An 11,547-nucleotide genomic window follows, 5' to 3' on the forward strand; every position below is an offset into this window, starting at 1 on the left:
AAATTAATAATGAGTGATTTTCTGCCTTTTTCGCGGCCGTCGATGGGCGCTGAGGAAATTGCGGCGCTTCAGGACGTTTTGATGTCGGGCTGGATCACCACAGGGCCAAAGAATCAGGAACTTGAAGAGGCATTCTGTCAGCTTACCGGGAATCAGCATGCGATTGCCGTCTGTTCAGCCACCGCAGGTATGCACGTCACGCTGATGGCGCTGGATATTGGCCCGGGCGATGAAGTTATTACCCCTTCCCAGACCTGGGTATCCACGCTGAATATGATCGTGTTGCTGGGCGCCACGCCGGTCATGATTGATGTGGACAAAGATACGTTAATGGTGACGCCAGAAGCCGTTGAAGCCGCCATTACCCCGCGTACCAAAGCCATTATTCCCGTTCATTATGCTGGCGCGCCGTGTGAAATCGACGCCATTCATGCCATCGGTGAACGTCACGGTATTCCGGTTATTGAAGATGCGGCCCATGCCGCCGGAACGTACTACAAGAACCGTCATGTGGGATGGAAAGGGACCGCGATTTTTTCCTTCCACGCCATTAAAAATATGACCTGCGCGGAAGGCGGCTTAGTCGTCACGGATAATGCCCAGCTGGCACAGCGGATCCGCAGCCTGAAATTCCATGGCCTGGGCGTAGATGCCTATGACCGCCAGACGCACGGCCGCGCGCCGCAGGCGGAAGTGATCGCGCCGGGCTATAAATACAACCTGGCAGACATCAACGCCGCGCTGGCGCTGGTGCAGTTAGGCAAGCTGAAAGAGGCCAACAGACGCCGCCAGGAAATTGCTGAACGCTACCTGCGTGAGCTTGCCGATACGCCGTTCCAGCCGCTCACCATTCCGTCATGGCCGCACGTGCACGCCTGGCACCTGTTTATTATTCGCGTTGACGAAGCGCGCTGCGGAATTTCCCGCGACAACCTGATGGCGGCGCTGAAAGAGAAAGGCATCGGTACCGGCCTCCACTTCCGCGCGGCGCACACCCAAAAATACTACCGCGAGCGTTTTCCTGATGTATCGCTCCCGAATTCTGAATGGAATAGCGCGCGTATTTGTTCTCTCCCTCTTTTCCCGGACATGACTCATGACGACACAACCCGCGTCATTACCGCACTCCATCAGCTTGCAGGACATTGATATGTTCAGTGCACCGCCTGTACAAAAAGTTTCCGTGGTAATCCCGGTTTATAACGAGCAGGAGAGCCTGCCCGAACTGATCCGTCGTACAACCGCCGCCTGCGACACGATGGGCAAGGCTTATGAAATTCTGCTGGTAGATGACGGCAGTAGCGATAATTCCGCGCTGATGCTGACCGAGGCCGCGCAGGCCGAAGGCAGCCATATTGTTGCCGTGCTGCTCAACCGTAACTACGGCCAGCACTCGGCGATTATGGCGGGGTTTAGCCACGTTACGGGCGATCTGGTCATCACCCTGGACGCTGACCTGCAAAACCCGCCGGAAGAGATCCCGCGCCTGGTCGCCAAAGCCGATGAAGGCTATGACGTGGTCGGCACGGTACGTCAGAACCGTCAGGACAGTCTGTTCCGCAAGCTGGCCTCACGCACCATCAACCGCCTTATCCAGCGCACGACCGGTAAAGCGATGGGCGACTACGGCTGCATGCTGCGCGCCTACCGCCGCCACATTGTCGACGCGATGCTGCACTGCCATGAGCGCAGCACCTTTATTCCGATCCTCGCCAACACCTTTGCCCGCAAGGCAACGGAGATTCCGGTTCTGCACGCCGAGCGCGAGCACGGGGAATCGAAGTACAGCTTTATGCGTCTCATCAACCTGATGTATGACCTCATCACCTGCCTGACCACCACGCCGCTGCGTCTGCTGAGCGTGTTCGGCAGCATCATCGCCGTGGCCGGGTTTGCGCTGTCCGTTCTGCTGGTGGTGCTGCGACTGGTCTTTGGCCCGCAGTGGGCGGCGGAAGGGGTCTTCATGCTCTTTGCCGTGCTGTTTATGTTCATCGGCGCCCAGTTTGTCGGGATGGGCCTTCTCGGTGAATACATTGGCCGTATCTATAACGATGTTCGCGCGCGTCCGCGCTACTTTATTCAACGTGTTGTCCGTCAGGAACACAAAGCATCTCAAGAGGAAATTCACCCATGAAAGCTGTTGTATTTGCCTATCACGATATGGGGTGCACGGGCACGCTGGCCCTGCTGGAAGCGGGCTATGACATTGCGGCAATCTTTACCCATCCGGACACGGCCGGAGAGAATAACTTTTTTGGCTCCGTGGCGCGTATCGCCGCCGAGCGCGGGATCCCGGTTTATGCACCGGACGACGTCAACCATCCGCTGTGGGTGGAGCGCATCCGCGCGCTCGCGCCTGACGTAATCTTCTCGTTCTACTATCGCAACCTGCTTTCCGACGAGATCTTAGGCCTGGCCGCAAAAGGCGCCTTTAATCTTCATGGTTCTCTGCTGCCCGCCTACCGTGGCCGCGCGCCGCTGAACTGGGTGTTGGTGAACGGTGAAACGGAAACGGGCGTGACGCTGCACCGCATGGTGCGCCGTGCGGACGCGGGCGCTATCGTGGCACAGCAGAAGGTCGCTATTGATGCGGACGAAACTGCGCTGCAGCTGCATCAAAAGCTGAATGCGTCGGCACAGACGCTGCTGCGTGATGCACTTCCAGGTATTCTCAACGGCACCTTCAGCGAGACCGCGCAGGACGAGAGCAAGGCAAGCAGCTTTGGCCGCCGCGCGCCGGAAGATGGTCGTCTGGACTGGAACAAGCCTGCTCGCCAGCTGCACAACCTGGTGCGTGCCGTGACCGACCCGTGGCCGGGCGCGTACAGCTTTGCGGGCGTAAGCAAATTTATCGTCTGGAAATCCCGCGTGCGTGACGATATTCCGGCTGCCAAACCGGGCACAGTCGTCTCTGTCTCTCCGCTGATTGTGAGCTGCGGCGAGCAGGCGCTGGAGATCGTCACCGGACAAACCGACAACGGCCTGTACGTGCAGGGCACGCAGCTGGCGCAGTCTCTGGGTCTGGTGGCCGGAGCGCTGATCACCAGCGCACCGGTTGTTGCCATCAAGCGCCGTACCCGCGTGCTGATCCTCGGCGTGAACGGCTTTATCGGTAACCACCTGACCGAACGTCTGCTTAAAGACGATAACTACGAAATCTACGGTCTGGATATCGGCTCTGACGCCATCAGCCGTTTCCTCGACAACCCGCGTTTCCACTTCGTGGAAGGGGATATCAGCATCCATTCCGAGTGGATTGAATACCACATTAAAAAATGCGACGTGGTGCTGCCGCTGGTCGCCATTGCCACGCCAATCGAGTACACCCGTAACCCGCTTCGCGTGTTCGAGCTGGACTTTGAAGAGAACCTGAAGATCATCCGCGACTGCGTGAAATACGACAAGCGCATCATCTTCCCGTCCACGTCTGAAGTGTACGGCATGTGTACCGATAAGAACTTCGATGAAGACACCTCCAACCTGGTGGTCGGGCCGATCAACAAACAGCGCTGGATTTATTCCGTCTCCAAACAGCTGCTGGACCGCGTGATTTGGGCCTACGGCGAGAAAGAGGGCCTGCGCTTTACCCTGTTCCGTCCGTTCAACTGGATGGGCCCGCGTCTGGATAACCTCAACGCGGCGCGTATTGGTAGCTCCCGTGCGATCACCCAGCTGATCCTGAACCTGGTAGAAGGCTCGCCAATTAAGCTTATCGAAGGCGGGAAACAGAAACGCTGCTTTACGGATATCAGCGACGGTATCGAAGCGCTGTTCCGCATCATCGAAAACAAAGATAACCGCTGCAACGGTGAAATCATCAACATCGGTAACCCGGACAACGAAGCGAGCATTCGCGAGCTGGCAGAGATGCTGCTGGCCAGCTTTGAGCGCCATCCGCTGCGCGACAAGTTCCCGCCGTTTGCCGGCTTCCGCGAAGTGGAAAGCAGCAGCTACTACGGCAAAGGGTATCAGGACGTTGAGCACCGTAAGCCAAGCATTCGCAACGCGAAGCGCTGCCTGAACTGGACGCCGACGGTGAAGATGGAGCAGACCATTGACGAAACGCTCGATTTCTTCCTGCGCACCGTGGAGCTGTCGGAACAGGACTCATGAAAAAAGTCGGTTTACGCATTGATGTCGACACCTTCAGGGGAACGCGTGACGGCGTACCCAAACTGCTGGAACTGCTGAGCAAGCACGGTGTGCGTTCCAGCATTTTCTTCAGCGTGGGGCCTGACAACATGGGACGCCATTTATGGCGTCTGATTAAACCGGCATTTCTGTTCAAAATGCTGCGCTCGCGCGCAGCATCCCTCTACGGCTGGGATATTTTGCTGGCTGGCACCGCCTGGCCCGGCAGACGTATCGGCGCGGGTAATGAAGCCGTTATCCGTGAGGCGGCTCAGCATCATGAGGTGGGTCTGCACGCCTGGGACCACCATGCCTGGCAAGCCTGGGCGGGCGTCTGGGATATCCCGCGCCTGTCCCGTGAGGTCGAGCGTGGGATGCTGGAGCTGGAGGCCATTACCGGTCAGCCCGTGCGCTGCTCCGCCGTGGCGGGATGGCGTGCGGATCAGCGCGTCGTGAAGGCCAAAGAAGCCTTTGCGTTTCGCTACAACAGCGACTGCCGCGGAACCGGACCTTTTTTGCCGCTGTTAGGCGAAAATCGCTACGGAACGGTGCAAATTCCGGTTACGCTTCCCACCTGGGATGAAGTGGTCGGGCGCGAGGTGAAGGCGGATGAGTTCAATCGCTACATTCTGGACCGCATCCATCGTGACGCCGGCACGCCGGTGTATACCATCCATGCCGAAGTGGAAGGGATTGCGTATCAGCATGATTTCGACGAACTGCTGACGATGGCCGCTCAGGAGGGCATTGAATTTTGTCCGTTGAGCGAGCTGCTGCCGGACGACCTCAGCACCCTGCCCGTGGGCAAAGTCGTCCGTAATGAAATGGCTGGCCGGGAAGGCTGGCTTGGCTATCAACAAACCGTGAGTCCGGTCCCATGAAAACAGCCCGTTATGGCTTAGCGCTTCTCGCACTGTTTATCGTTTACTACCTCATTCCGGTCGATATTCGTCTGCTCTGGCAGCCTGATGAAACGCGCTATGCGGAAATCAGCCGCGAAATGCTGGCATCCGGAGACTGGGTTGTCCCGCATTTTCTGGGGCTGCGTTACTTTGAAAAACCGATTGCTGGCTACTGGATCAACAGCATCGGGCAGTTGCTGTTCGGGCACACCAACCTCGCCGTGCGCGCCGGTTCTATATTCTCCACCGGGTTAGCGGCGCTGCTGGTCATCTGGATGGCATGGCGTCTCTGGCGAGATAAGCGGACCGCCATTTTCTCCGGTCTTATCTTCCTGACCCTGTTCCTGGTGTATGGCATCGGCACGTATGCGGTGCTGGATCCTATCATCACCCTGTGGCTGGTGGCGGCGATGTGCAGCTTCTGGCTGGCCTCACAGGCCCAAACCGTTGCCGGAAAAGCGGGCGGCTATGTGCTGCTTGGGCTGGCCTGCGGGATGGGGGTGATGACCAAAGGCTTCCTGGCGCTGGCGGTACCGGTGATTGGCGTGCTGCCGTGGGTAATCGCCCATAAGCGCTGGAAAGAGGTGCTGATTTTTGGCTGGCTCGCGATCCTGAGCTGTGTGCTGATTGTTCTGCCGTGGGGGCTGGCTATTGCGCAGCGTGAACCTGACTTCTGGCGTTATTTCTTCTGGGTTGAGCATATTCAGCGTTTTGCCCAGAGCGACGCGCAACACAAAGCCCCGTTCTGGTACTACATACCGTTCCTGATCGCTGGCAGCCTGCCGTGGCTTGCGCTTTTGCCCGGTGCGATTCGTCTCGGCTGGAATGACCGACAAAACGCGGGTGGCGGGTTCTATCTGCTGGGTTGGGTGGTGATGCCGCTGCTGTTCTTCAGCATCGCCAAAGGCAAGTTGCCGACCTATATCCTGCCGTGCTTTGCCCCGCTGGCCATCCTGATGGCGCGCTATGCCTGCCTCGCGGCGGAAAAAGGTGCCAGAGCGTTACGCATTAACGGCGGGATTAACCTGGCGTTTGGCGTTATCGGCGTGGTGGCGGCGCTGGTGGTCTCGCCGTGGGGACTGTCTAAGCATCCGGTCTGGACGTCGGTCGAACTGTACAAAGTCTTCTGTGCGGTGGTGGCGTTCCTCATCTGGGCCGCGGTAGGCTGGTTTACCTTCAGACAGAGCCAGCAGCGCTGGTGGCTGGCGGCACTGTGCCCCGCAGGGCTGGCGCTGCTGATTGGTTTTGCCATTCCTAACCTGGTGGTGGATTCCAAACAGCCGCAGTCGCTGGTCGATACCGTGCGCGAGCCGCTTCAGGAAAGCCGATTCGTGCTGGCCAATAACGTGGGCGTGGCCGCGGGCCTGGCGTGGGAGCTGAAGCGCAATGACATCACGCTGTTTGGTCAGAGCGGCGAACTGCGCTACGGGCTGGATTATCCCGATGTGAAAGATCGTTTTGTCAGTGAGGACGACTTCGCGCAGTGGCTGGCAGCGCATCGTCAGCAGGGGCGCGTGTCGCTGGTGATGCTGCTGTCAAAACGCGACGATATTTCACGGGCGAATTTACCGCAGCCGGACAATCTCTATATCCAGGGGCGTCTGGCCTTGCTGGAGTACCTGCCGAAGTGATGACCTGGATCTGGCTGATACTGGCAAGCCTGCTCAGCTGCGCGGGGCAGCTGTGCCAGAAACAGGCCACCCGTCCGGCGAAAGCCGGGCGGCGCGGGACGCATATCGCGCTGTGGCTTGGCCTGGCACTGCTGGCGCTGGGCAGCGGGATGCTGGTCTGGCTGGTGGTGCTGCAACGCCTGCCTGTCGGCATCGCGTATCCTATGCTGAGCCTCAATTTTGTCTGGGTGACGCTGGCGGCGAAGGCGTTCTGGCGTGAGCACGTTGCTGCGCATCACTGGCTGGGAGTAGGGTTCATCATCATTGGGATTGTTATCCTGGGAGGGAGCCTGTGAAAGGAGCGTTCTGGGCCTTATGCAGCGTGCTGTTAGTCAGCGCGGCGCAGCTGTTGCTGCGCGAGGCCATGCAGGCATTGCCACCGGTCAGTGAGCTCCTGGCGTTTGTTTCCGCGCTGTGGCACTTCTCGTCCGGCACGGGTGCGCTGCTGCTGGGGTTGACGGGGTACGTGGCCTCGATGGGCTGCTGGTATCTGGCGCTGCATCGCATGGCGCTCAGCAAAGCGTATGCCCTGCTGAGCCTCAGCTATATTCTGGTGTGGGGTGCGGCGATCCTGCTGCCCGGCTGGGGAGAACGCTTCTCCTGGCACGGGCTGGTGGGCGTCGGGTTTATTATTCTGGGTGTGTTAGTGATTTTTCTGCCCCGAACGTCCCGAGGTGAATAATCGACTCGTGGGTCAGGGTGTAAGGGGTCGATGTGCAGACGGCAAGGCTCAGCGAGCCGACCTGTAGCTGGCTGACCGCGTGCATCTGCGCCGTGCTGTCGATGCTGACAATCTGCCAGGCGCTGCCGCCACGCTGTTTCACAATCGCTTCTTTCCGCGTCCAGATACGCCAGAAGGCGGAAAGCCGTTCCTCGGGCGCTTCACGCTCCAGCTCGTCATGCTCGGTCATGCTGAATACCGCATTAGCCAGCGCCTGCCAGTTCTTCCTCGGGCGAATCACTTCGATATCGCAGCCAACCTCGCCTTCATCGCTCATCAGCAGGGCGATATCGTCACCGCTATGGCTCAGGTTGAACCACAGCGGATTTCCCTTCGCAAAGGCCGGTTTGCCCTGCTCGCCGTAAATGATGTCGGGGAGCGGGTGAGGGGATAACGCTCTGGCGAGCAGCGTCCTCCCGGCCAGCCAGGAGGCCTGTCGGGCACCCTGAGGCGCCCTGTCTGCGAGCGCTGACGCCAGCGGGTCCGCGCAAAGGGTGGAGATTTTTCCCAGTACAAACTGGTACATAGTTACGCCCAGCGTTTAATGATAATCGAGGTGTTGATGCCGCCAAACGCGAAGTTATTGCTCTGCAGATACTCGCAGTCAATCTGACGGGCTTCCCCCATAATATAATCTAAAGCACCGCATTGCTCATCCGGCTGCGTTAAATTGAGCGTCGGGGCAAACCAGCCTTCACGCATCATCTGCAGGCTCATCCACGCTTCCAGCGCGCCGCAGGCACCCAGCGTATGGCCAAAATAGCTCTTCAGCGAGGACACCGGCACGCTGTCACCGTAGATGGCGGCAGTGGCCTGACTTTCGGCGATATCGCCGCGATCGGTGGCGGTACCGTGCGCGGAGATATACCCCATATCCCGGGCGCTTAATCCCGCCATGGCCAGCGACTGCTCCATGCAAATCTGCATGGTGTCACGCTGAGGCTGGGTGATATGGGCCGCGTCACAGTTGGTGGCAAAGCCCACGATCTCACCGTAGATTGTCGCCCCGCGCGCTCTGGCGTGCTCCAGCTCTTCCAGAATCAGGGTGCCTGCGCCTTCCCCAATGACCAGACCATCGCGCTGCGTATCGAACGGTGAAGGGGTGGTTTTGGGTTCGTCGTTACGCTGACTGGTGGCAAACAGCGTGTCAAACACCGCCGCTTCAGACGGACACAATTCTTCCGCGCCCCCCGCGACCATCACGGTCTGATACCCGTGGCGAATCGCCTCCCAGGCGTAGCCAATCGCCTGGCTGCCGGAGGTACAGGCGCTCGACGTCGGGATGACGCGGCCGCGTAGTCCAAAGAACAGCCCGGTATTCACCGCCGTGGTGTGCGGCATCATCTGGACGTAGGTTGTCCCGGTGATGTTATTGGTGTGCTTTTCGGTGAGCATGGTCGCGAATTCACTGACCGGGCCGGTGCTGCCAGTCGAAGAACCGTAGGCGATACCGGTTTGACCGTTGGTGAGCACCGCTTCGCCAATCAGCCCCGCCTGCTCCAGCGCCAGCTCGGTGGCGCGGGTCGACATCAGCGACACGCGGCCCATGGCACGAATACGCTTGCGGGTATAGTGTTCCGGCAGCGTGAAATCATCGATCGGCGCGCCCAGCAGGGTATGCAGGCCATCGTACACCTGCCATTCCGGCATTTTACGCACCGCGTTTTCATACGCCAGCAGCCTGCTGGAAACGGATTGCCAGCTTTCGCCAAAGGCGGTCACGCCGCCCATGCCCGTAATCACCACGCGACGCGTCATAGCATGCCTCCGTTAATGGAAATGACCTGGCGGGTAACGTAGCCCGCAATATCTGACATCAGATAGCTTGCCAGCCCGGCGACCTCTTCAGCCTGGCCCATCCGTTTCATTGGGATGATGGACATGGCTTCCTTCAGCGCGGCCTCTTCCATCTCAATCATGCCAGTATCAATCAGCCCCGGGGCAATGCAGTTGACGGTGATTTTGCGTTTTGCCAGCTCAATCGCCAGCGCTTTAGTGGCGCCGATAATGCCCGCTTTGGCCGCGCTGTAGTTCACCTGTCCGCGGTTGCCCATCACGCCGGACACGGACGATAAGGTGATAATGCGCCCCCCTTTACGGGTGCCAATCATCGGCATAATGCAGGGGTGAATGACGTTATAAAAACTGTCGAGATTGGTGTGGATCACGCTGTCCCAGTCGTCTTCGCTCAGCGCCGGAAAGGCGCCGTCGCGGGTAATTCCGGCGTTGCTGACCACGCCATACCATGCGCCATGGGCTTCAATCTCCTGCTCCAGCACCTCGCGGCACTGTTCGCGGTTGCCCACATCAAAGGCGAGTAAACGACCGTTGCCACCCGCCTGCGTGATGGCGTCCAGCGTCTCCTGCGCGCCTGCGGCATCACGATGGTAATGCACGCCTACGGTAAACCCGTCGGCGGCAAGCTGACGAGCGATGGCGCGCCCTATGCCTTTGCTGGCCCCTGTGACCAGTACGGAACGACTCATGCGTTAGATCCCTGATTAAAAAGCGATGTTAATTCTTCTGCGCTCGGCTGGAAGGTGTTGACCCGGCCCGTGGCCAGCGTCTCTTCATTAGCGGAAATCGCGCATTCAAAGCTGCCGAAGCGTTCGTCCTGCATCAGCAGCTTAACGGTGATGTCCAGCGTCAGGCCTGCGGCGAAACGCCCGCTGGCGCAGACCAGCTCGCGCGCGCCGAGCACCATGCCCAGCGCGATATGATCCTGCCCCTGCTGATGGCGATGCCAGCCTGACCAGACGCCGACGGTCTGCGCCATCAGCTCGAGCGCGTACCAGCCCGGCAGGTCGCCATCGGCGTTGAGAAACGGCGCCAGCACGCTTTGCCCGTTGACCGCCACGCGGCAGACCGCCGTGTCGTCCGTAACGTTCTCAACGGACCCCAGCAGCATCATCGGCGCCTCGTGCGGCAGATAGGCTTCGGGTGATAAGTAGCTCATGAGGCTCTCCCCAGCAGGATGCTGGCGTTGTTGCCGCCAAACGCGAACGAGTTAGACAAAATGACCGGCTTTTTCAGGGCGGCGCGCTGGTGCAGAAGGCCGCACGGCGCCAGCGTGTCGTCCGGCGCGTAGCGGGCGAAGTCCTGCGGCGGCAATGGCAGATCGCGCGTCAGAATCAGCCAGCTCAGGGCCGCTTCGGTAATACCGGCGGCGCCCAGCGTATGGCCGGTAAGGTGTTTGGTTGAGCTGCACGGCACGCTTTCCCCGAAGAGATCGTGAACCACCTGCGATTCAATCTGATCGTTGAGCGGCGTGGCCGTGCCGTGCAGGTTGATGTAGCCGATATCCTGCGGCTGCATATCCGCTTCGTTAAGCGCCTGCGCGATAGCCCTTATCGCCCCTTCACCCTGCGGATGCGGGGCGGAAATATGGTACGCATCGCTGGATTCGCCCGTTCCGAGCAGCGCCACGTCCGCGGGCTCCCGGCTCAATACCATCAGCGCGGCGGCTTCACCAATGGTGATCCCCCGGCGGTCGCGACCAAACGGCTCGCAGAGCGTAGGGGAGAAGGATTCAAGGCTGTTAAAGCCGTTGACGGGCATCCGGCTCAGGGTATCGGCTCCGCCGACAATGGCGATGTCCACCAGCCCGGCTTCAATCAGACGTTTGCCGCCGATCATCGCCCGCGCGCTGGAAGAGCAGGCCGTGGAGATCGTATAGGCCGGGCCTTCGAGCTGAAGCCAGTTGGCGAGGAAGCGGGACGGATCGCCAAGCTCCTGCTGCGGATACTGCCAGCGCGTGCTCGCTTCGCCATGGGCCATGTGGCGCACGTGCTCATCGCCTTCGTCCAGCCCGGAGGTGCTGGTCCCCAGCACCACGGCCACGCGGTCGCGACCGACGCGGGCGATGGCCTCGTCAACGGCGGGCTGAATCTGCGCCAGCGCGGCCAGCAGCAGCTGGTTATTGCGGGTGCGGTGTGCGGCGAAAGCGTCCGGGATGGGTGGAAGCTCGCCTTCCACGCCGCCCAGTACGGCTTCGGGTAAACCCTGCAACCAGCCGGTCCGGGCGTGCATCCCCGGCGCCACGCCTGCCGTCAGGTTCGCGGCAATCTCGTCAGGCGAGTTGCCCAGCGCGTTGACCATGCCAACAGCGGATATATAAATCATC

General features: G+C 59.9%; 12 protein-coding genes. 7 read left to right on the forward strand and 5 right to left on the reverse strand.

Translation table 11 applies throughout. The features are described 5' to 3' along the window. The first annotated feature begins 9 nt into the window (after window positions 1–9). Genes arnB through arnF form a run of 7 tightly spaced genes read left to right on the forward strand, consistent with a single transcriptional unit; the run spans window position 10 to window position 7,385 of the window. On the forward strand, window positions 10–1,149 hold the full coding sequence (gene arnB / locus M2422_RS15875) for a UDP-4-amino-4-deoxy-L-arabinose aminotransferase (protein WP_023309541.1): 1,140 nt from the start codon (window positions 10–12) through the stop codon (window positions 1,147–1,149). A 1-nt stretch (window position 1,150) separates the two neighbouring features. Continuing rightward, window positions 1,151–2,134, forward strand: a complete 984-nt coding sequence (gene arnC, locus M2422_RS15880; protein ID WP_029740674.1) for an undecaprenyl-phosphate 4-deoxy-4-formamido-L-arabinose transferase — start codon at window positions 1,151–1,153, stop codon at window positions 2,132–2,134. Further along, window positions 2,131–4,113, forward strand: a complete 1,983-nt coding sequence (gene arnA, locus M2422_RS15885) for a bifunctional UDP-4-amino-4-deoxy-L-arabinose formyltransferase/UDP-glucuronic acid oxidase ArnA (protein ID WP_064673682.1) — start codon at window positions 2,131–2,133, stop codon at window positions 4,111–4,113. Before arnC ends, arnA begins: the two co-directional genes overlap by 4 nt. After that, window positions 4,110–5,012, forward strand: a complete 903-nt coding sequence (arnD, locus tag M2422_RS15890; RefSeq protein ID WP_058842007.1) for a 4-deoxy-4-formamido-L-arabinose-phosphoundecaprenol deformylase — start codon at window positions 4,110–4,112, stop codon at window positions 5,010–5,012. The genes arnA and arnD overlap by 4 nt, the downstream gene beginning before the upstream one ends. Then, window positions 5,009–6,664 (forward strand): lipid IV(A) 4-amino-4-deoxy-L-arabinosyltransferase, encoded by a 1,656-nt coding sequence (arnT, locus tag M2422_RS15895; RefSeq protein WP_064673683.1) that lies wholly within the window; start codon window positions 5,009–5,011, stop codon window positions 6,662–6,664. Before arnD ends, arnT begins: the two co-directional genes overlap by 4 nt. Next, window positions 6,664–6,999: a 4-amino-4-deoxy-L-arabinose-phosphoundecaprenol flippase subunit ArnE gene (gene arnE / locus M2422_RS15900; protein ID WP_033146851.1), complete on the forward strand. Its 336-nt coding sequence runs from the start codon at window positions 6,664–6,666 to the stop codon at window positions 6,997–6,999. The genes arnT and arnE overlap by 1 nt, the downstream gene beginning before the upstream one ends. After that, a complete protein-coding gene (gene arnF / locus M2422_RS15905) occupies window positions 6,996–7,385 on the forward strand; it encodes a 4-amino-4-deoxy-L-arabinose-phosphoundecaprenol flippase subunit ArnF (RefSeq protein ID WP_064673684.1) in 390 nt (129 codons plus the stop codon). The genes arnE and arnF overlap by 4 nt, the downstream gene beginning before the upstream one ends. Here the strand turns inward: arnF and acpT are convergent. From acpT to M2422_RS15930, 5 genes are read right to left on the reverse strand one after another with little or no spacing between them, the layout of a single operon-like run. Then, a complete protein-coding gene (gene acpT, locus M2422_RS15910; protein ID WP_064673685.1) occupies window positions 7,333–7,950 on the reverse strand; it encodes a 4'-phosphopantetheinyl transferase AcpT in 618 nt (205 codons plus the stop codon). The genes arnF and acpT overlap by 53 nt on opposite strands. Before the next feature lie 2 nt (window positions 7,951–7,952). Continuing rightward, the gene (locus M2422_RS15915; protein ID WP_058842005.1) at window positions 7,953–9,182 is read right to left on the reverse strand and encodes a beta-ketoacyl-ACP synthase; all 1,230 of its coding nucleotides are present in this window, start codon (window positions 9,180–9,182) and stop codon (window positions 7,953–7,955) included. Further along, window positions 9,179–9,910, reverse strand: coding sequence for a 3-ketoacyl-ACP reductase FabG2 (locus M2422_RS15920; protein WP_032662188.1), 732 nt, complete (start codon window positions 9,908–9,910; stop codon window positions 9,179–9,181). Before M2422_RS15920 ends, M2422_RS15915 begins: the two co-directional genes overlap by 4 nt. Next, window positions 9,907–10,380 carry a hypothetical protein gene (locus M2422_RS15925; RefSeq protein WP_064673686.1) on the reverse strand — a complete coding sequence of 158 codons (474 nt, stop codon included), beginning with the start codon at window positions 10,378–10,380 and terminating at the stop codon, window positions 9,907–9,909. The genes M2422_RS15920 and M2422_RS15925 overlap by 4 nt, the downstream gene beginning before the upstream one ends. After that, entirely contained in the window at window positions 10,377–11,546 is a 1,170-nt protein-coding gene (locus tag M2422_RS15930) for a beta-ketoacyl-[acyl-carrier-protein] synthase family protein (protein WP_064673687.1), read from the reverse strand. Before M2422_RS15930 ends, M2422_RS15925 begins: the two co-directional genes overlap by 4 nt. Window position 11,547 lies beyond the last annotated feature (1 nt).

Origin of the sequence: Enterobacter sp. SLBN-59, assembly GCF_024807915.1 — a bacterium.
GTDB classification, from domain to species: domain Bacteria; phylum Pseudomonadota; class Gammaproteobacteria; order Enterobacterales; family Enterobacteriaceae; genus Enterobacter; species Enterobacter asburiae_B.